The 20060-nt window shown below is 69.6% G+C and carries 14 protein-coding genes; 7 read left to right on the top strand and 7 right to left on the bottom strand.

Translation table 11 applies throughout. The features are described from left to right. Window positions 1-96 precede the first annotated feature (96 nt). The 3 genes from EKE94_RS15255 (at window position 97) to EKE94_RS15245 (ending at window position 2761) form a co-directional block, all read left to right on the top strand. On the top strand, window positions 97-1368 hold the full coding sequence (locus tag EKE94_RS15255; RefSeq protein ID WP_127907497.1) for an aconitase X: 1272 nt from the start codon (window positions 97-99) through the stop codon (window positions 1366-1368). After that, window positions 1368-1805 (top strand): aconitase X swivel domain-containing protein, encoded by a 438-nt coding sequence (locus EKE94_RS15250; RefSeq protein ID WP_127907496.1) that lies wholly within the window; start codon window positions 1368-1370, stop codon window positions 1803-1805. The genes EKE94_RS15255 and EKE94_RS15250 overlap by 1 nt, the downstream gene beginning before the upstream one ends. A 74-nt stretch (window positions 1806-1879) precedes the next feature. Then, window positions 1880-2761: a TauD/TfdA dioxygenase family protein gene (locus EKE94_RS15245; protein WP_127907495.1), complete on the top strand. Its 882-nt coding sequence runs from the start codon at window positions 1880-1882 to the stop codon at window positions 2759-2761. A 114-nt stretch (window positions 2762-2875) separates the two neighbouring features. On the opposite strand, the gene EKE94_RS15240 is transcribed toward EKE94_RS15245, so the two are convergent. Together EKE94_RS15240 and EKE94_RS15235 are read right to left on the bottom strand one after the other, a co-directional pair. Then, window positions 2876-4135, bottom strand: coding sequence for an aminotransferase class V-fold PLP-dependent enzyme (locus EKE94_RS15240; RefSeq protein ID WP_127907494.1), 1260 nt, complete (start codon window positions 4133-4135; stop codon window positions 2876-2878). A 139-nt stretch (window positions 4136-4274) separates the two neighbouring features. Further along, window positions 4275-6254, bottom strand: a complete 1980-nt coding sequence (locus EKE94_RS15235) for a hypothetical protein (RefSeq protein WP_127907493.1) — start codon at window positions 6252-6254, stop codon at window positions 4275-4277. Between the two features lie 159 nt (window positions 6255-6413). Here EKE94_RS15235 and EKE94_RS15230 point away from each other — a divergent pair, with 159 nt between their 5' ends. Beyond that, a complete protein-coding gene (locus EKE94_RS15230; RefSeq protein ID WP_127907492.1) occupies window positions 6414-9791 on the top strand; it encodes a transglutaminase family protein in 3378 nt (1125 codons plus the stop codon). A gap of 116 nt (window positions 9792-9907) precedes the next feature. Then, a complete protein-coding gene (locus tag EKE94_RS15225; RefSeq protein ID WP_127907491.1) occupies window positions 9908-10333 on the top strand; it encodes a globin domain-containing protein in 426 nt (141 codons plus the stop codon). Window positions 10334-10562: 229 nt separating this feature from the next. On the opposite strand, the gene xylA is transcribed toward EKE94_RS15225, so the two are convergent. The 5 genes from xylA to xylF all read right to left on the bottom strand — a co-directional run bounded on the left by xylA (window position 10563) and on the right by xylF (window position 16627). After that, window positions 10563-11867, bottom strand: a complete 1305-nt coding sequence (xylA, locus tag EKE94_RS15220; protein ID WP_127907490.1) for a xylose isomerase — start codon at window positions 11865-11867, stop codon at window positions 10563-10565. 1 nt (window position 11868) lies between these two features. Further along, window positions 11869-13305 carry a xylulokinase gene (gene xylB / locus EKE94_RS15215; RefSeq protein ID WP_127907489.1) on the bottom strand — a complete coding sequence of 479 codons (1437 nt, stop codon included), beginning with the start codon at window positions 13303-13305 and terminating at the stop codon, window positions 11869-11871. A gap of 107 nt (window positions 13306-13412) precedes the next feature. After that, window positions 13413-14183, bottom strand: a complete 771-nt coding sequence (locus EKE94_RS15210) for an ATP-binding cassette domain-containing protein (protein ID WP_127907488.1) — start codon at window positions 14181-14183, stop codon at window positions 13413-13415. Further along, window positions 14183-15520: a sugar ABC transporter permease gene (locus EKE94_RS15205; RefSeq protein WP_127907487.1), complete on the bottom strand. Its 1338-nt coding sequence runs from the start codon at window positions 15518-15520 to the stop codon at window positions 14183-14185. Before EKE94_RS15205 ends, EKE94_RS15210 begins: the two co-directional genes overlap by 1 nt. Window positions 15521-15598: 78 nt before the next feature. Beyond that, a complete protein-coding gene (gene xylF / locus EKE94_RS15200; protein ID WP_127907486.1) occupies window positions 15599-16627 on the bottom strand; it encodes a D-xylose ABC transporter substrate-binding protein in 1029 nt (342 codons plus the stop codon). A gap of 197 nt (window positions 16628-16824) precedes the next feature. Here xylF and EKE94_RS15195 point away from each other — a divergent pair, with 197 nt between their 5' ends. Further along, the gene (locus tag EKE94_RS15195; protein ID WP_127907485.1) at window positions 16825-18114 is read left to right on the top strand and encodes an ROK family transcriptional regulator; all 1290 of its coding nucleotides are present in this window, start codon (window positions 16825-16827) and stop codon (window positions 18112-18114) included. A 155-nt stretch (window positions 18115-18269) separates the two neighbouring features. Further along, a complete protein-coding gene (locus EKE94_RS15190; protein WP_127907484.1) occupies window positions 18270-19976 on the top strand; it encodes an FG-GAP repeat domain-containing protein in 1707 nt (568 codons plus the stop codon). Window positions 19977-20060: the final 84 nt, after the last annotated feature.

The following is a 20060-nucleotide window of genomic DNA, read 5'->3' as shown; positions in this document are numbered from 1 at the left end:
TACAGAGCAGGGGGCGAGCCCGGGGGGCGAAGACACCCCCGGCCCGGGTCGAAGGGCCCGCCCTATCGCCCCGCGACCCCGAGGGAGGAGGACATCGTGCGATTGACCGACGCCGAAAAGGCCATGCGTGACGGCGAGGGCGGCCCTGCCGTCGCCCGCGCCATGGACCTGCTGATCCGCTATGGCGAGGCGCTGGACGCCCCGTATCTGATCGAGACACGCAACGTGGCGGGCGCCTTCAACGCCTCGACCCCCAGTGTGCGCGAGATGGCGAAGGACGGGTTCGACCGGGTCTATTCCGAGCTGAACCTCGACAGCGACGATACGGTCGAGATCCCGCATGTCGTCGTGCCCACCTGCCAACTGATCACCGGCATCGACAACGAGAACTGGCAGCTGCAGGGCGTCGACCCCGACATGGCCGAGCTTCAGAAGAAGTCCGAAGCCTACCAGGGGGCCCGCGGTATCAACCAGATGTGTACATGCACGCCCTATCAGGTCGGCAACGTGCCCGTCCGCGGCGAGCACTGCGCCTGGATGGAAAGCTCGGCGGTGATCTACTGCAATTCGGTCATCGGGGCGCGCACCAATGTCGAGGGCAAGGAAAGCACCGGCGCCGCGGCGCTGACGGGCCGCATCCCCTATTTCGGCTATCACCTGCCCGAAAACCGCTATGCCGACCGTCGCATCAATGTCGAGATCGAGGTCGAGGACATGATGGACTGGGGCCTTCTGGGCTATTTCACCGGCTTCGCGGTGGAAGAGAACAAGCCCTGCCTGACAGGGCTCGGATCTTCGGCCCGGCTGGAAAAGCTCAAACATTTCGGTGCGGCCGCGGCGTCGTCCGGCGGGGTCGAGCTTTACCACATCCCCGGCCTCACGCCCGAGGCCGCGACGGTCGAAGAGGCGTTCGGCCCCGGCCGTGCCGAAGAGACCTTCACCTATGGCGCCAAGGAGCGGGCCGAGACCTATGCCCGCCTGCAATCGGCCACTGACCGCAAGGTCGATTTCATCATGCTGGGCTGCCCGCACAACTCGCTCGACCAGATGGCGCTGATCGCCGAGCTGCTCGAGGGCAAGCGCGTGCACCCCGACACCGCGCTCTGGGTCCACACGCCGCACGCGATCCGCCAGATGGCCCGCCGGTCGGGCTATGTCGAGGTCATCGAACGCGCGGGCGGGGTGGTCATGTCGGACACCTGCCCGTCGATTTCGCGTCGGATGCCCAAGGGGGTGCGGGTGATCGCCACCGACAGCGCCAAGCAGGCCCATTACCTGCCCGCGATCACCAAGGTGCAGGGCTGGTTCGGGTCGGTCCGCGACTGCGTCAATGCCGCGGTCGACGGCGAATGGAAGGGGGCCGCGTGATGGACAAGGCACTGGACAGGATCACCCTCAGCGGCCGCCGTGTCGTGGGCGGGAAGGCCTCCGGCGAGGCGCTGGTCACCACCGAAACGATCTCGGGCTGGGGCGGCATCAACGAACGCGAAGGCTCGATCATCGAGCTGCGCCATGAACTGCGCGGGCAAAGCTTCGCGGGCAAGGTGCTGGTGTTTCCGGGGGCCAAGGGGTCTTCGGGTTGGTCGGCCTATTTCCACATGTGCCGGATGAATGGCGTAGCCCCCGCGGCGATGATCTTCACCCGGCTGACGACCAAGGTGGCGCTGGGCTGCGTGGTGACACGGGTGCCGGCGATGACCGATTGCGACGCCGATCCGTTCGAGACGATCGAAACCGGCGACTGGGTCGAGGTCGACGCCGACGCGGGCACGATCACGGTGACGAAGAAGGCCGACCGCGCCTGACGCGGCCATCCCGGGCGGGGTCGCGGCAGGGAGGTGCCGCAGCCCGGCCCGACGCAAAGGGGGGAGGATCCCACATGTTCACGACCCGACCGCTAGACGGTCCCTTCGGCGTGGCGATCACCGGCGGCCTCGACGTCCGCGCGCCGCTTTCTCCGGAGGCGGTCGAGGAGATCGACCGCCTGATGGACGAACACGCGCTTGTCCTGATCCGGGATCAGCCGATGACGACCGAGGAACAGCTGGCCTTTACCCGCCAGTTCGGCCCCCTCGACATCGGGTTCAAGAAGGTGGTGATGAAGCAGGCCCGCAACGCCGAGGCCGAGGTCGGCGATATCTCGAACCTAGGCCGGGACGGAAAGCCGGCGGCGCGCACCGACAAGCGGATCCTCAACAACATCGCCAACCAGTTGTGGCACTCGGACAGCTCGTTCCAGAAGCCCGCAGCCAAGTATTCCATGCTGCATTCGGTGCGGACCCCCTCATGGGGCGGAGAGACCGAGTTCGCCGACCTGCGCGCGGCCTACGACGCACTCGACCCGCGTATCAGGGACCTGGTCAACGACCGGATGGCCGAGCACTTCGCGCTGCATTCGCGCTTCCTGCTGGGCGACGACAGTTACGACGCCGACCAGATCGCCGCGATCGATCCCGCGATGTGGCCGGTGGTCCGCACCAATCCGCGCACGGGGCGTCGGCATCTCTTCATCGGCGTCCACGCCCGCCGGATCGAGGGGATGACCGTGCCAGAAGGCCGGATGATCCTGCTGGATCTGCTCGAACATGCGACAGCCCCGCGTTTCGTCTACCGCCACACGTGGAAGGAGGGCGACACGCTCATCTGGGACAACCGTCAGACCCTGCACCGCGGTCGCCATTTCGACCTCGACGAACCGCGCGAACTGCGCCGCACCACCACGCTCGACGACCGCGCCCCCGAGCTCGCCCTTGCAGGCTGACTGTCGTCAGAAACGCGACTCTTCTTCCTTCTTCTCTTCCAAAATACTCCCGGGGGGTGCGGGGGGTGGAACCCCCTGCCTGGGGCGACGCGCCCGCGCGTCGCAACGGGGGTCCTAGTCCCCCACGATCTCCCGCATCGCGGCAAGAAACGTCGCCACCTCGGCTTCGGTGTTGTAATGGCACATCGACACCCGCGTGCAGGTCTCCAGCCCCAGCGGCGTCAGGATATTGCCCGAGTAGTGGTCCGCCTTGCGCGCATGCACCCGGATGCCGCGGTCCCGCAGGGCCGAGACCACGTCCACGGCCCCCATCCCCTCGACGGTGATCGACACCAGCCCCTCGCGCGCCGGGTTCTCGACACCGCCAAGAATGCCCACCCCCGGCAGGTCGGCCAGCCCGGCCTGGTTGCCGGTGCCGTGGATCATCGCGCGGCAAAGGTCGGCCTCGTGGTCGTGGATCGCCGTCGCGGCGGCCTCGATCCGGGCACGGCGGGGGCCGGTTTCGCCCAGCCGCTCGCCCAGCCAGTCGAGATAGCGCACGACTTCCGAAAACGTCGCATAGGCGCCGGTGTCACGGGTGCCCAGCTCCCACTGGCCGGCGGGCGCGCCGGTCAGCGCGTTGTGGGGCAGGGCTGTCAGCCGGTCAGACAGCCAAGCCAGCCCGTAGCCATGGCGCGAAAACGCCTTGTAGGGCGAGATCACGTAGCCGTCGATGCCATAGGCCGCGACGTCGACATGCCCGTGCGCGGCATGCTGGATCCCGTCGACGATGATCAGGCACTCGGGCGCGACCTTGCGGATCGCCGCGGCCACCGCTCTCACGTCCACGCCCATGCCCGTCACGGGCGAGGTGTGCAGGATCGTGGCGACGCGGGTTTCGGGCGTCGCATGGGCGGCATACTCCTCGGCCGTGACGGTGCCCGTGGCATCGTCGTGCGGCACGGTGATATAGGGCACGCCCGCGACCTCGGCCCAGCGGCGGCAGGCCGAGGCCGAGGCCGGATGTTCCAGCGTGGATCCCAGGACATGCCCGCCGGGCCCCGCGCCGAGGATCGCGACCGAGATCAGGCGAAACAGCAACTCGGTCCCGCTTTCGCCGACGATGATCTGCCCGCTTTCGGGGGCGTTGAAGAAGGTCGCCGCATCGGCCCGGCCCTCGGCGATCATCTCCATCAGCGCGGCCGAGGCCGGGTTGTCGCGGCCCTGGTTGTCGGGAATTGCGGCAAGTTCGGCGCTGCGGTCGACCACGCTTTGCAACGTCAGGGCCCCGCCGGCGTTCTCGAAGAAGATCCGCTCGCCGGTAAAGGGGCAGCGGTCGACATGGGCGAACCGCGCGCGCACGTCGTCGATCAGGGTTGGGTCGGATCCCAGCATGTCCATGTCTCGCAAATGAAGCGTTTCTGCCCCCAGCAATAGGATGACGCCGGAGGTATGGCCAGCCCGGCACCGCGCCGCCCCGGGTCCCGGGCCGGACCGTGTCGGTGGTCAGGTTCGCTCTGCCGACCGCACGGCTCTACGGTCGGCAGTGCCGTGGCCGGGCGCGGGCGGGGCGTTCGACAAGGTCCGGATAGGCGCGCGTTGCCGCGTCCCACCAGTCCGGCCCGGCCAGGCCCTGGATCGCGGTGCGGGTCCGGCCCTGTCCCAGGTGCGCGACGGCGACCCGGCGATGGTCGAAATCAGGAAAGCTCAGCACCGCTGGCTGATGCGCCTCGCTCAGGCAGGTTTCGATGAACCCCGTCGCGACCCGCTCGCCGAAGCGCAGGCCTTCGTAAGCGTCACTGGCCCAGCCGACGCCGGCAAAGCGCATCCCGTCGGCAAGGTTGGCGGCAAGGGTGTCGAGATCGTCGATCAACGTCGTCGGGCCATCGCCATCCGCACCCCCGTCCGCCCCCCCGCGCGCCGGACCGTCCGGCAGGGACAGGTCCCGCAGCTGCAGCGCCCGATCACCGCGCTGCAGGCGCAACAGCGCCTTCAGCAGCGTCACCCCGGCCCCCGCCGCGGCGGCGTAGGCCAGCGCGTGGGCGGGGTGCGGCGGGGCACCCGCGGGCCAGGCCACGGGCAGCATCATGCAGGTGATCGCCCGCGGCAGGGCGGGGCGCGGCGCCGCCGGGTTCGGGACCAGCGCGCGGGCGACCGCGCTGTCGCGCCGCTGGCGCCGGGTCAGCGCATCGCTCCAGCAGACAAGCGCAGGCGCGCGAAGGGCGATGTGATCCGCCAGCCGGACCTGCGCCGCCGCCGCAGGCCCCAGCAGGTGGCTTTGCCCGTTGATCGCGGTGTGCAGCCGCGCTGCCGTCGCCTCGGGCCGGGCGCGAAGGCCCAGCAGGCCCGGCGAGCGCAGCACGGCCAGCCGCGCCTCTTCGCAGACATCGGCGATCAGCGCGACCAGCGCGGCAGGCTCGGCCAGCGCGTCGTCCAGCCGCGTGGCGCCGCTGGGGTCCGGCAGTCCGGGGTCGAAGCCCGCGCCTGCACGAAGCAGCGTCAGTGCCGCGGCCGATATCGGCGTCTCGGCCGGCCGGGTCTGCACCAGCCCGGCCAGATCGCGGGGGGTCTGTGGCAGCCGCACGCGGCGCGGCTCGTGGCGGGCGACATGCGCCGCCCCGCCCTGCGCGTCCAGCCACTCGAACCAGTCGCAAAGGTATTCCCGCCCCGAGGCAGGGGCGGCGACGGTCATGTCGAAGCTACAGCCCGCCAGTGCCGCACGGCCCGTGCCGTCGCCCTCGGTCCCGAGGTGCAGAAGCGGCGACAGGGCGGGGCGGGGCCGGGCGCCTGCACTGCCCTGGAACAGCCGTCCGGGCAGCAGCCGCCCCGCATCGTCGCGTCGGGCGGCGCGCCGTGCCGCGGCGCGGCGGCTTAGCGGTCCGTCGGTCGCCGCGCCGCCGAACCAGTCGAACCGCGCCATTTCACGCAAAAGGTCCGACAGCACGAAGGGCGTGTGCCCGTCGGGGTCGACCCGGTGCCCCGGATCGCCCATCGCGGCGAAGGGCACATCGCGCACCAGCGCCATGGCGTAAAGCTCGGCCATCTCGGCCTCGGCCTCGGCGCCTGCGGGGGCGGGGGGCGGCGGCAGGGCGGGGGCCAGCGGCACCCCGCCGTCCTTGGTCAGCCGGCTGTCGACGCCGGGCCAAAGCCGGTGCGGCGAGCGGACCTGTCCGTCACGGTCAAGGACATGGTACATCCACGGCCCGGCCGATGTGCCGTCGCACCTGTCGTCCACGCGGGTGGCGACGGGCGCATCGGTGCAGGCGGCGCCGACCCGCCGTTCGGGACGGGTGTCGAGGGCGGCACCCGATCCGTTCAACCTCTCACGCATCGCACGGATCATCTCGGGGTCGACCCGCCCCATGGAATCATGCGGCAGCCCCTTTGCAGCCTTGAAGGCAGGATCCTCGGCCGCGGTGGCCTGGCGATCGGTGAGGGTCGGCAAGGGCGAGAGCGCATCGCCGACCAGTGTGTCGCGTCGCGTGGGGCCAAACCGCGGCGAATCGGAATTCATCCTGTCTCCTCAGAGATTTCCAATCCGTATACGATCACGTTTGCCGTGATCTCAGCGTGAAAATGGACCCTGTTTACGGCGCCCCGGGGCGGATGTGTGGCTGGTATAGGCAAGGAAACTGTGGAACGGTCGCGTCAAACGAAAGCAACGGAACCGCCAATGCCGATTACCGCGAGTATCTACCACCGGACGCACTATCGCTACGACCGGCCCGTGACGCTGGGCCCGCAGGTGATCCGGCTGCGTCCGGCGCCGCAATCGCGCACCCGCGTCATCTCGCATTCGCTGAAGGTCAGCCCGGGCGGGCACTTCGTCAACCACCAGCAGGACCCCTACGGCAACTGGCTGGCGCGCTTCGTCTTCCCCGAGCCTGTGCGCGAGTTGAAGATCGAGGTCGACCTCGTCGCCGACATGTCGGTCTACAACCCCTTCGATTTCTTCGTCGAGGAGACGGCGCAGGAGTGGCCCTTCGACTATCCCGCCGACCTGGCGCCGGATTTGTCGATCTATCGCACGCCCGAGCCGGCGGGACCGCGGTTGCGCGCCTTTCTCGATACGATCCCGCGCGACACGCAGGGCACCGTCGATTTCCTTGTCGGTCTGAATGCCCGGCTGTCGCAGGAGATCGGCTATGTTATCCGGATGGAGCCCGGCGTGCAGACGCCCGAGCAGACGTTCGAACGCGGCACCGCCTCGTGCCGCGACAGTTCGTGGCTGCTGGTCCAGATCCTGCGCAACCTGGGCTTCGCCGCGCGCTTCACCTCGGGCTACCTGATCCAGCTGAAACCCGACCTCGAGGCGCTGGACGGGCCCTCGGGGACGGATGTCGATTTCACCGACCTGCACGCCTGGGTCGAGGTCTACCTGCCCGGCGCGGGGTGGGTCGGCTTCGATCCGACCAGCGGGCTTCTGACCGGGGAAAGCCACATCCCCCTCGCCGCGACCCCGCACTACGCCAACGCCGCCCCGATTTCGGGCGTGGCGAGCTTTGCCGAGGTCGATTTCGACTTCGACATGCAGGTGCGGCGCATGGCCGAGCATCCGCGCATCACGAAGCCCTTTTCGGACGAAAGCTGGGACGCGCTGAACGCGCTGGGCCGCAAGGTCGACGCGGCGCTCGAGGCGGGCGACGTGCGGCTGACCATGGGGGGCGAGCCCACCTTCGTGTCGATCGACGATTTCGAGGCGGCCGAGTGGAACACCGCCGCCGTTGGGCCCACCAAGCGCGAGCTGGCCGATACCCTGATCCGTCGCCTGCGCGACCGTTTCGCCCCGGGCGGGTTCCTGCACTACGGTCAGGGCAAGTGGTACCCGGGCGAGACGCTGCCGCGCTGGACCTTCTCGCTTTACTGGCGGCGAGACGGAAAGCCGGTGTGGGCCGATGCCGGACTGGTGGCCGAGGAAGGCGCCGACACCGGCGCGGGCCCGGCGCAGTCCGACGCCTTCATGCGCGGCATGGCCGAGCGGTTGGGCGTGCCCCCCGAGAACGTGCTGCCCGCCTACGAGGATCCGGCGCAGTGGGTTCTGAAAGAGGGCAATCTGCCCGACAACGTCACGCCCGAGAACCCCAAGCTGCGCGATCCCGAGGAGCGGCACCGCATCGCCCGCGTCTTTGGCCGCGGGCTGACAGATCCCTCGGGCCACGTGCTGCCGATCAAGCTGGACCAGCGGGTGCAGCAGGCGCAGGCGGCGGCCCGGCCCGGGTGGCTGAGCGAAAGGTGGAGCCTGCGGCGCGACCACCTGTTCCTGATCCCCGGCGACAGCCCCGTGGGCTATCGCCTGCCTCTGGAATCGCTGCCGCACCTGCCCGAGGCCGAGTACCCCTATACCTACGTGACCGACCCCAGCGCCCCCCGTGGCCCGCTGCCCGACCTCGCGCCGCGGCGCGTTCCGGGCCATGGCGCGCCGGAGGCCCCGGCCGGTGCCGCGCCCGGATCGGCGCAGCACGCCGCGCGCTTCACCGCTTCCGGGCCGGTGCAGGAGGTCGTCGCCCAGCAGATCGGCAGCGGCGCCGACCCGGTGCGCACCGCGATTTCGGTCGAGCCGCGCGACGGGCGGCTGTGCGTCTTCATGCCCCCGGTGGAATCGGCCGACGCCTATCTCGAGCTTCTGGCCGTGGCCGAGGCGACGGCGAAGGACCTTGGTCTGCCCGTGCATATCGAGGGCTACGCGCCGCCCGACGATCCCCGGCTGAATGTCATCCGGGTGGCGCCCGACCCCGGGGTGATCGAGGTCAACATCCATCCCGCACACGACTGGGAGGAGTGCGTCGCCACGACCGAGGCGATCTATGAAGAGGCCCGCCAGACCCGGCTGGGCGCCGACAAGTTCATGATCGACGGGCGGCATACGGGCACCGGCGGCGGCAACCACGTCGTCGTCGGCGGGGCGACCCCGGACGACAGTCCCTTCCTGCGGCGGCCCGACCTGCTGAAATCGCTGATCCTGCAGTGGAACCGGCATCCGTCGTTGTCCTACCTCTTTGCCGGGCTCTTCATCGGGCCCACATCCCAGGCGCCGCGGATCGACGAGGCGCGACACGACAGCCTCTACGAGCTCGAGATCGCGCTGGCGCAGATCCCCGCGCCGGGGCAGGGCGACGCGCCTGCGCCGTGGCTGACCGACCGGCTTCTGCGCAACATCCTGATCGACGTCACCGGCAACACCCACCGCGCCGAGATCTGCATCGACAAGCTTTATTCGCCCGACGGCCCCACCGGTCGGCTGGGTCTTGTCGAGTTTCGCGGTTTCGAGATGCCGCCCGACCCGCGGATGAGCCTGGCGCAACAGCTTTTGCTGCGTGCCCTGATCGCGCGGTTCTGGAACGCGCCGCTGCAGGGGCGTCCCAGCCGATGGGGGACCGCGCTGCACGACCGCTTCATGCTGCCCGAACATATCTGGACAGATTTCCTCGAGGTGCTGGCCGACCTGCGCGACCACGGTTTCGACCTGCGGCCCGAGTGGTTCGCGGCGCAGGCCGAGTTCCGCTTTCCCTTCTGCGGCGAGATCGAGGTCGAGGGCGCGACGCTCGAGCTGCGTCAGGCGCTGGAGCCATGGCACGTGCTGGGCGAAACCGGCGCCATCGGCGGCACGGTGCGTTACACCGACAGCTCGGTCGAGCGGGTTCAGGTCAAGCTCAAAGCCGCCGACCCCGACCGCTATGCCGTCACCTGCAACCGCCGAACCGTGCCGCTGACGTCCGTTCCGGGCGGGGCGCGGGTGGCGGGGGTGCGCTACAAGGCGTGGCAGCCGCCGCTGGCGCTGCATCCCACGCTGCCTGTCGACGCGCCGCTGACCTTCGATGTCTTCGACACCTGGACCGGGCGGGCGCTGGGCGGCTGTGTCTACCACGTGGCCCATCCCGGCGGGCGGAACTACGACACCTTCCCGGTCAATGGAAACGAGGCCGAGGCGCGGCGCCTCGCGCGGTTCCAGGCGCACGGGCATACGCCGGGGTCCTACCGGCCGGTGCCCGAGATGCCCCACCCCGAGTTTCCCGCAACGCTGGACCTGCGACGCCCGCCGCAACCGCTCTGATCAGCAGCCCCCCTTTCCATGGCCCATGTGAGGGTCGGAAAAAGGGGGGCGGCACCACGAGGTTAACCCCGGGTTCACCCTGTTGCGCTAGTCAGGCGCGACCCGGAGGTACAGCCATGACACCCGAACAGATGCAGCTGGTGAAGGCCAGTTTCTCCACGATCTACCGCCGCAAACGGCAGGCGGGCACGCTTCTTTATTCCCGGCTTTTCGCGATGGCGCCGCAGGTGCGCCCGATGTTCGGCGAAGACATCGCGCCGCAGGTCGAAATGCTGGTGACGATGGTCACGGCGATCCTGCGCGCCGCGGATGACGAGGAAAAGCTGCGCGGGCTGCTGCGGCCCCTTGCGTTGCGTCACGCGGCCTATGGCGCGGTGCCGGCGCATTACAATGCGGTCGGGATCGCGTTCCTGGGCACGCTGGATGACATCCTGGGCGATCGCCTGACGCCCGAGATGCGCGCGGCATGGGGCGCGGCCTATGCCGAGGTCGCCCAGAGAATGATCGCCCTGTCATCCGAGGCGGCGCCTGCCAATCTCTGAGCGGCGCGGTCGCGCCTGACTGTCAGGGGCGCGGATGGTCGGGGGGCGTGGACTGCCCCGGTGTGCGGATAGACTCGGAGCGCCCGCGGATGGCCCGGAGCCGGATGCGAGAGATTTCGAAAAGCATGGGGGTACCGGGCGCCCGGGCCCACGCAAAGGGTGGCCCCCCAAACAGGGCCGACACGGCCCGTTGACCGGGGCGTGCCGGGGTTGTTCGGGGGGAGGTGGGTCAGACGTAGCGCGACACCAGGTTTTCCAGGATTTCCTGCCGCCCCGACCGGGGTTCGGGTCGGGTGTCGTCCGCCAGTACCGCGGCGTGGATCTCGTCCAGCGCCTGCGTCGACAGCATGGTCCGGGCCGCCTCGGCGTCCCACCCGGCATAGCGGTCGGCGCGAAGCTCTTCGAGCACGCCGTCCTCATACATCCGCGCCGCCGCCTTGAAACCGCGGGCGCAGATGTCCATCGCGCCGACATGCGCCGCGACCAGGTCGACCGGGTCCAGCGATTGCCGCCGAAGCTTGGCGTCGAAATTGGTGCCGCCGCGGGTGAAGCCCCCCGCGCGCAGAACCTCGTAATAGGCCAGCGCGACCTCGCGCGGGTTGTCGGGGAACTGGTCGGTGTCCCAGCCCGATTGGTAGTCGTTGCGGTTCATGTCGATCGACCCCAGAAGCCCGAGCGACCCGGCAAGCGCAAGCTCGTGTTCGAAGCTGTGCCCGGCCAGGATCGCGTGGCCCTGTTCGAGGTTCAGCTTCACCTCGTTCTCCAACCCGAACCGCTGGAGGAAGCCATAGACCGTGGCGACGTCGTAGTCGTACTGGTGCTTGGTCGGCTCCTGCGGCTTGGGTTCAAGCAGGATCTGGCCTTCGAAGCCGATCTTGTGCTTGTAGTCCACGACCTTCGACAGGAACGCGCCCATCTGCTCGGCCTCGCGGCCCAGATCGGTGTTGAGCAGCGTCTCGTACCCCTCGCGCCCGCCCCAGAGCACGTAGTTCTCGCCGCCCAGGCGGTGGGTGGCGTCCATGCAGGACTTCACCGTTGCCGCCGACCAGGCAAAGACCTCGGGGTCGGGGTTGCTGGCCGCGCCCGCCATGAAGCGACGGTGCGAAAAGAGGTTCGCCGTGCCCCAGAGCAGCCGCGGCCCGCCGGCCTCCATCTTCTGGCCGATGTAGTCGACGACCTCGAAAAGGTTCCGCTCGCAGTCGGCAAAGCTCTCGCCCTCGGGGCGGATATCGACGTCATGGAAGCAGAAGAACGGCTGGCCCAGGATCGCGAAAAGGTCAAAGGCGGCGTCGGCCTTGAGTTTCGCCGCCCCCATGTCGTCCTTGAACCACGGGCGCTGGAAGGTCTGACCGCCGAAAGGGTCGCCGCCGGGCCAGGCAAAGCTGTGCCACCAGGCGACCGAGAACCGCAGGTGATCCTCCATGCGCCGGCCCATCACGGTCTCGTCGGGGTCGTAGTGGCGATAGGCCAGCTCGCGGCCCGTCTCGGGCCCCTCGAAACGGACGGGGGCAATGCCCTCGAAATAGCTTGTCATCTCAGAAGTCCTTCACTGCCTGATAGGCGTCCTTGTGGCGGGCATGACCCGCGTCGAATGCGTCGCGCAACTCGGCCACGGGCTCGATGCTGCGCGCGATCTCGGCCGGGGCGGCCACCTCGGCCCCGCGACCCTCGGCCGCCATGAGGCCCAGCCGCGCGGCCCCCAGCGCCGCGCCGAATTCGCCCGCCGCCGGCAGGTGCAGCGGCGTGTCGAGCGCGGTGGCGATGCAGGCCAGCCAGTAGTCCGACCGCGTGCCACCGCCCAGCGCCAGCGCGCCGGTAATCGTCGTGCCCGTCGCGGCCAGCGCGTCGCGGCAGTCGCGGAAGGCAAAGGCCACGCCTTCCAGCACCGCGCGGGTGGCCGCGGCCCGATCGGTCGCGTGGTCGAGCCCCACGAAGGCGCCGCGTACGGAGGCGTCGTTCAGCGGCGTGCGCTCGCCGCCCAGGTAGGGCAGGAACAGCGTGCGGCCCGGGGCCTGCAGATCCCCCAGCTCGCCCGTCAGGGTGGCGGGATCGGTGCCGGTGAAGCGGCCGAACCAGTTCAGCGTGTCGGTGGCGGCAAGGATCACGCCCATCTGGTGCCAGGTGCCGGGCAGGGCGTGGCAGAAGGTATGCACCGCGCTCGCAGGGTCGGGCCGATAGCCGTCATTCGCGGCAAAGAGCACGCCCGAGGTGCCGAGCGAAAGAAAGGCGGTGCCATCCTCGACCACGCCCGCGCCGATGGCCGAGGCCGCGTTGTCGCCGCCACCGCCCGCGACGACCGGCGTGCCGTCGATGCCCCAGCGCTGCGCCAGTTCGGGGCGCAGGCTGCCCGAGGCTTCGGACCCTTCGACCAGCCGGGGCATGTGATCCCGGGACAGGCCCGTGGCCGCCAGCAGCGCATCCGACCAGTCGCGTTTCCCGGTGTCGAGCCACGCGGTGCCCGCGGCGTCCGACATCTCGGCCACGTGGTCGCCGGTCAGCCAAAGCCGCAGGTAGTCCTTGGGCAGCAGCACCTTGGCCACGCGGTCGAAGATCTCGGGCTCGTGCTTGCGCACCCAGGCCAGTTTCGGGGCGGTGAAGCCCGGAAAGACGATGTTGCCGGTGATCTCGCGGAACTGCGGATCGGCGTCGAGATCGGCCGCCTCGGCATGGCTGCGGGTGTCGTTCCACAGGATGCAGGGGCGCAGCACCTGGTCGCCCCCGTCCAGAAGCGTGGCGCCGTGCATGTGGCCCGACAGGCCGATGCCGCGGACGCCTGACAGGTCATGCGCCGCCCGCAGCGCCTCCATCGCCGTTTCGGCCGCGGTGATCCAGTCCTCGGGCGCCTGCTCCGACCAGCCTTCGTGGGGGCGGGTGACGGTCAGCGGCGCCGTGGTCTCGCCCAGCACCCGCTGGTCCGCGTCGATCAGCAACGCCTTGAGGCCCGAGGTGCCTAGGTCCAGTCCGATATACATAAGAAGTCCTGTCGCTTGCGCCCGCCGCCTCCTGCGGTCCGGGCCATCGCCCCCTGCCTAGCCTTCGCCGGGGCAGGGGGCAAATGCCCGGGTCCCGGGCAATCGCCTCAGGCCGCGCGGGCGGGTTTCTTACCGAGGATGATCATCCCGAGGATGTCGTCGTCGGTGACATCGCCCACCAGTTCCGTCCCCACCAGTTCGCCGTTCTTCATCACGCTGACGCGGTCGCACAGGTCCATCACGTCGTGGATGTCGTGGCTGATGAGGAAGATCCCGATGCCGTCCTTGCGCAGCTCCTGGATCAGTTCGGCGACCATCTTGGTCTCCTGCGGTCCGAGCGCCGCGGTGGGTTCGTCCATGATCAGGATGCGGGCATTGAAATAGACCGCCCGCGCGATGGCGACCGACTGCCGCTGCCCGCCCGAGAGGGCCGAGACGGGGTCGGCGAACTTGCGGAAGTTGGGGTTGAGGCGCCCCATGATCTTGCGGGTCTCGGCCTCCATGGCGGCGTCGTTGACGAAGCCGAGCGGCGTCGTGATCTCGCGCCCCAGGAACAGGTTCGACGACGCATCGAGGTTATCGGCCAGCGCGAGCGTCTGGTAGATCGTCTCGATGTTGTATTTCCGCGCGTCGCGGGGGTTGGCGATCGTTGCCCGTTCTCCGTCGACGTAGATGTCGCCGGAATCGGCCTGGTAGGCGCCCGACAGAACCTTGATCAGCGTCGACTTGCCCGCGCCGTTGTGGCCCAGCAGGCCCACGACCTCGCCCGGGTAGAGATCGACGCTGACATGGTCGACGGCATGGATGCCGCCGAAGCTCACGCAGATGTCGCGCATCTCGACAAGCGGGGTGCCGCTGCGGTCGATATTGTCAGCCATCACTTCGCCCCCAGGCGTTTGCGGTAGATGATGTCGATCAGGACGGCGAAGACCAGCACCGCGCCCACGACGATGTTCTGCAACGGCGCATCGACGCCGACCATGGCCATCCCCGATTGCAGCGATTGCATGATCAGCGCACCCAGGATCGCGCCGTAGATGGTGCCGATCCCGCCCGACAGGGCGGTGCCGCCGATGACGGCCGCGGCGATGACGCGCAATTCGTCCAGCGTGCCGATGTCGTTGGAATGGAACGACAGCCGGGCCGAGGCGACCATGCCCGCCAGCGCGCAGAGCACGCCCATGATGGCGAAGACCTTGACCGTCAGCAGCCGGGTGTTGATCCCCGAAAGCTCGGCCGCGTCGGGGTTGCCGCCGGTCGCGAAGATGTAGCGCCCCAGCCGGGTGCGGCGGGCGATCAGCGTCATCACCACGGCGACCGCGATCAGCACGAGGACCGAGATCGGCATGCCGTAGCCGGCGGTATAGCCTTCGGGCATGGTCAGGCCCTGCGCTTCGAAGGCGCGCTCCAGCCGGCGCGACGGCACCTGGTAGGCGTTGAGGATGGCGACGAAGGCCAGGATCATGCCCGTGAACACCACGCCCATCAGGACCTCGGCCCAGACGGGTTTCACGGGGAAGTCGTGTGCGATCTTGGCACGGCGGGCCTGCCACAGCGCGAAGAGCGTCGCCAGCACGGCGATGATGCCGACGATCCAGCTCCAGGTTTCGCCCAGCGTGCCGCCGATCCCCCCGAGCTTGAGAAAGGTCGAATCGAGCGGGCCGATGGTCTGGCCATTGGTCAGGTACCAGGCCACGTTGCGCCAGACGAGCAGCCCGCCCAGCGTGACGATGAAGGCCGGGATCGACAGGTACCCCACCAGCCAGCCGTGGAAGGCGCCGATCAGCAGCCCCGCGGCGATGCCAACGACGATCGTGATCGGGGCCGTCAGCGGGTGGTTCAGGCCCAGCCCCAGCCATTCCGGCGTGACCAACGTCTGGGTCATCGCCATGACCGCGGAACAGGTCGCCAGAAGCGAGCCCACCGACAGGTCGATGTGGCGGGTGACGATGACGAAGACCATCCCTGTGGCCATGATGGCGACGGAGACGGTCTGGATCGTCAGGTTGAAGATGTTGCGCGGTGTCAGGAATTGTCCGCCCGTCACCACGTTGAAGGCAATGCACACCAGCACGAAGGCCCCGACCATCCCCAGAAGGCGGGCGTCGAGTTCAAGCTGCGAGAACAGGCCACGTTTCGTCGGGGTCGCGCCCGGACGCGCGTCCGAGCCGGTCCCGCCCGCGGACGGGCTGGGGGAAGAGGAGGTGTCGGTCATGTCGCCCTATTTCAGGTCAGGATCAGGCCACGCCGCCCGCCCGGAACCCCGGGGCAGGCGGCGCGACACGCGCGGGGATCAGTTGCAGGCGGCGGGGCCGTCGGTCACGCCCTGGCACAGCGCGTCCTTTTCGATCCAGCCCGCCTCGACGACGACGTCGAGGTTGTCCTGCGTCACCGGGATCGGCTCGAGGAACTCGGCCCACAGGGTGGTGCCCGACGGCGAGGTCCATTCCTCGGCGCCTTCGAGGTCGCTCATCTCGGTGCCCTCGGCCATTGACAGGGCGATCTCGGCGGCGCGCTTGCCCAGGTCGCGGCTGTCCTTCCAGACGCTGACGGTCTGGGTGCCCTTGGCGATGCGGTTCAGCGCGGCGAAATCGGCATCCTGCCCCGAGACGGGGATGCCATCCATGCCCTGCGCCGTCAGCGCGGCCACCGCGCCGCCCGCCGTGCCGTCGTTCGAGGCGACGACCGCGTCGACCTCGTTCCCGGCCTGGGTCAGGATCTGCTCCATGTTGCGCTGGGCGTTGGCGGGCAGCCACTGGTCGGTATAGGCCTCGCCCACGATGGTGATGTCGCCCGCGTCGATCGCCTCTTGCAGAACCTCTTGCTGGCCGCCGCGCAGGAAGTCGGCGTTGGGATCGGTGGGCGAGCCCTTGATCATCACGTAGTTGCCGGTGGGCTGCGCCTCCATGACGGCGCGGGCCTGCATGCGGCCGACCTCGACGTTGTCGAAGGTCAGGTAGAAGGCGCGGTCATCTTCGATCAGGCGGTCGTAGCCCACGACGGGGATGCCTTCGTCGGCGGCGGCCTGCACGGCGGGGATCACGGCCTGGCTGTCCTGCGCGAGGATGATCAGCGCGTCGGCGCCCTGGGCGATCAGCGATTCGATGTCAGACAGCTGCTTCGACGAGGACGACTGCGCGTCGGTCGAGATGTACTCGGCGCCGGCTTCCTCGAGCGCCGACTGGATCGCGGCCTCGTCGGTCTTCCAGCGTTCTTCCTGAAAGTTCGACCAGCTGACGCCGACCGTCAGGCTGTCCTGGGCGACGGCGGCCGACACGAGCCCCGTGGACAGCGCAGCGGCTGCCAGAAGTGTAAGACGCATGGTTTCCTCCCAAATGCGCGCTGCCGCCGTTTCTACTGACGGCAGTCTATTGCAACACTGCTCCACCATGGCGGGACTTAATTCAGCTGTCAAAATAAAAAATGCTTTGCCTAAGCCGTTCCGGTCCGTAATCTGCGCCGAGACCGCAGGATGTGCCGAAATATTGCGCGCTGTCGGTCTGGCCGGGGTTATTTGATATGGTTGGCGAAGTTATTGATGTCGTGTCGGAACCGGTGGACACGGCGCGGCTGACAGGCTGCGGCCCGCTGACGCCGATGCGCCCGGCCACGGACGCGGTGCCCCTGCGCCAGCAGGTTTTCGACGCTGTGCGCGCCCACGGGCGGGTGTCGCGGGCCGAGGCGGCGCGGCTCTTGGGTGTCAGTCCCGCCTCGGTCACCGCGGCGACGACCGAACTGATCGCCGCCGGCGTCGTCGAGGAAATCGAGGCCCCCCGCGATGGCGACACCGGTCGGGGGCGGCCGCCGGTGGCGCTGGCTGTGCGGCCCGACGCGGGCTATGTCGCGGGGGTGAAGATGGCGAATGCCTTCCACACCGCGGTGATCCTGGATTTTGCGGGCGGGCTGGTGGCCGAGGCCTCGATCCCTGCGCCCGACCACCGCATCGCGCCGGACGCCCTGCTGGACGAAGCCGCGCGGCTGCTCGACGTCGCGCTCGACCGCGCGGGGCTGGACCGGTCCGTGCTGCTGGGGGTGGGACTGGGCCTGCCGGGGTTCATCGACAGCGCGCATGGGCTGGTGCACTGGTCGCCGATCATGACGGTCGAGGGCTTCGCCCTGCGTGACGCCGCCGCCCGGCACCTGGGGTTGCCGGTGCATCTCGACAACGACGCCAACCTCGTCACCCTGGCCGAGTTGTGGTTCGGCGATGGACGCGGGGTGTCGAACTTCGCCGTCGTCACCATCGAGCACGGCATCGGCATGGGGCTCGTGCTGAACAACCGTCTGTTCCGGGGGTCGCGCGGGATCGGCACCGAGCTGGGCCATACCAAGGTGCAGCTGGACGGGGCGCTGTGCCGCTGCGGCCAGCGCGGCTGTCTCGAAGCCTATGTCGCCGACTATGCGTTGGTGCGCGAAGCCTCGACCGCGCTGGACTGGAGCCCGCTGGACGGGATCGCCCCGGCGGTGCTGCTGGAGCAGCTCTATGCCGAGGCCAAGGCGGGGAACAAGGCGGCCCGGTCGATCTTTCGTCGGGCAGGGCGTTACCTTGCCGTGGGGATCGCAAACGTGATCAACCTTTTCGACCCCGACGTGGTGATCCTGAGCGGCGAGCGCATGCGCTATGACTATCTTTATGCCGACGAGGTAATGGCCGAACTGGAGAGTGCCGCGATCCGCGCCGACCGGCCCGTGCCGCGGGTCGAGATCCACGCTTGGGGCGATCTGATCTGGGCCCGCGGCGCCGCCGCGCTGGCCTTGGCCGAGGCGACGCCGGACCGGCTGACCGCGACGCTCGAGGCGGCAACATGACACGCGGGTCGGGACGCAAGATGCGCCTCTGGCGCCGCCTCGTGGTGCGCTGGAGGGGGTCTCGCGGGCGCACGCCGCTTGACCGGGCGCAGGGCCGGTTCCCTTGCCGCGCAGCCCCCAGTCACGCCTCCGACACCTGTCGAGGGGGGACCAGGATGGCGGCCCGGTGCGGTCCGGTAGATGTCCCACGGCGTGCCCGGCCGGGGCGCGCGGCCCTGATCGCCACCGTGGTCTTTGCCGCGCTGGTCCACGGCACGGGCGGCGCGACCGGCGGGCCCGGGACGGATGCGCTCGGGTCCCCCGGGGCGCGCGCCGGGACGGCCCCCGAAACCCCGGCCGAACCGCCCCCCACGGGCGATGACGGGCCGCTCTTTCTCGACCGGTCCGCCGCGCTGCCCGGTCCGCATGTCTACGCCGGCGGGTGGGAGCATTTCGTGGGTGGCGGTGTCGCGGCCTTCGACTGCAACGGCGACGGCTTTCCCGACCTCGCCGCCGCCGGGGGCAGCAACCCGGCGCGGCTGTTCGTCAATGCGACCGCCAGCCCCGGCGCCCCGCTCGCGTTCCGCGCGGGCGAGTTTCCGCGGATCGACGGGGTCACCGGGCTCTACCCGCTCGACATCGACGGCGACGCGATCCTAGACCTCGCGGTCCTGCGCGTCGGCGCGAACCTCTTGTTGCAGGGGCAGGGCGACTGCCGCTTTCGCGATGCGGGTTCGACGTGGGGCTTTGACGGGTCGGATCGCTGGACCACCGCCTTTGCCGCCACTTTCGAGCCCGGGCGTGATATGCCGACGCTGGCCTTCGGCAACTACGTCGACCGCGACGACCCCGAGGGTCCGTTCGGCACCTGCGACGTCAATCATCTCTATCGCGGCGCGGGCGGGCGCTATGCCGCGCCGCACGATCTGTCGCCCGGGTTCTGCGCGCTGTCTATGCTGTTCACCGACTGGCGGCGCCAGGGTCGGGCGGCGCTGCGCGTGTCGAACGACCGGCACTACTACGTCCGCGGCGGGGCCGAGCAGTTGTGGCAGATGGCGCCGCTGCGCCTGGCAGGGCCCGAAGATGGCTGGCCGCAGGTGTCGCTTTGGGGCATGGGGATCGCCTCGCGCGACCTCGACGGCGACGGCTGGGCCGAGGTGATGACGACGTCGATGGGCGACCAGCTTCTGCAACTGGCCGAGCCCGGCGGCGGCTACCGCAACGCGCCCTACGAGATCGGGACCTACGCGCAGCGTCCCTGGTTCGGTGACGACGGGCGCCCCTCGACCGGGTGGCATGCCGAGTTCGGGGACATCGACAATGACGGGCGCGACGACCTGTTCATCGCCAAGGGCAACGTGGACCAGATGCCGTCGAACGCGGCAAAGGACCCCAACAACCTGCTGATGCAGCGCCCCGACGGGCGTTTTGCCGAGGCGGCGGATCGCGCGGGCATTGCCACCACCGACCGCAGTCGCGGCGCGGCGCTGGCGGATCTGAACCGCGACGGGCGGCTCGACCTTGTCGTGGTCAACCGCCGGGCACCGATGGAGCTTTGGGAGAACGCGACCCGGGCCGGGCACTGGCTGTCGGTCGCGGTGACGGCGCCGCCGCCCAATACCGGCGGCCTCGGCAGCTTTGTCGAACTGGAAACGTCGGACGGGCGGCGCCAGACGCGCGAACTGACCGTCGGTGGCGGCCATGCCGGGGGCGCGGCGCTGCCGCTGCATTTCGGGCTGGGAGAGGCGCGGACCGCCCGCCTGCGTGCCGTGCGCCCCGGACCCCGCCCCGGCGCGTGGGACATTGGTCCCTGGGTCGAGGTGCAGGCCGACGCGCCGGTGATGCTCGACCTCGGCAAGGGAATGGTCCGCCCGGCGCCCTGACGGCCGGCGGCCCGGGCCGCGCCGGATCGCCCCGACGGCCCGCAGGATCACCTGTCGCACCCGCGCGCCCGGAAACCATCGGCG

It is taken from the genome of Mesobaculum littorinae (assembly GCF_004011175.1).
Classification (GTDB): Bacteria; Pseudomonadota; Alphaproteobacteria; order Rhodobacterales; family Rhodobacteraceae; genus Tranquillimonas; species Tranquillimonas littorinae.
This window is presented reverse-complemented; position numbering and strand designations above follow the sequence as displayed.

Coding starts and splice junctions, on each gene's coding strand:
- EKE94_RS15250 (WP_127907496.1), top strand. CDS start 1,368: ATGGACAAGGCACTGGACAGGATCACCCTCAGCGGCCGCCGTGTCGTG.
- EKE94_RS15245 (WP_127907495.1), top strand. CDS start 1,880: ATGTTCACGACCCGACCGCTAGACGGTCCCTTCGGCGTGGCGATCACC.
- EKE94_RS15240 (WP_127907494.1), bottom strand. CDS start 4,135: ATGCTGGGATCCGACCCAACCCTGATCGACGACGTGCGCGCGCGGTTC.
- EKE94_RS15235 (WP_127907493.1), bottom strand. CDS start 6,254: ATGAATTCCGATTCGCCGCGGTTTGGCCCCACGCGACGCGACACACTG.
- EKE94_RS15230 (WP_127907492.1), top strand. CDS start 6,414: ATGCCGATTACCGCGAGTATCTACCACCGGACGCACTATCGCTACGAC.
- EKE94_RS15225 (WP_127907491.1), top strand. CDS start 9,908: ATGACACCCGAACAGATGCAGCTGGTGAAGGCCAGTTTCTCCACGATC.
- xylA (WP_127907490.1), bottom strand. CDS start 11,867: ATGACAAGCTATTTCGAGGGCATTGCCCCCGTCCGTTTCGAGGGGCCC.
- xylB (WP_127907489.1), bottom strand. CDS start 13,305: ATGTATATCGGACTGGACCTAGGCACCTCGGGCCTCAAGGCGTTGCTG.
- EKE94_RS15210 (WP_127907488.1), bottom strand. CDS start 14,183: ATGGCTGACAATATCGACCGCAGCGGCACCCCGCTTGTCGAGATGCGC.
- EKE94_RS15205 (WP_127907487.1), bottom strand. CDS start 15,520: ATGACCGACACCTCCTCTTCCCCCAGCCCGTCCGCGGGCGGGACCGGC.
- xylF (WP_127907486.1), bottom strand. CDS start 16,627: ATGCGTCTTACACTTCTGGCAGCCGCTGCGCTGTCCACGGGGCTCGTG.
- EKE94_RS15195 (WP_127907485.1), top strand. CDS start 16,825: ATGGTTGGCGAAGTTATTGATGTCGTGTCGGAACCGGTGGACACGGCG.
- EKE94_RS15190 (WP_127907484.1), top strand. CDS start 18,270: ATGGCGGCCCGGTGCGGTCCGGTAGATGTCCCACGGCGTGCCCGGCCG.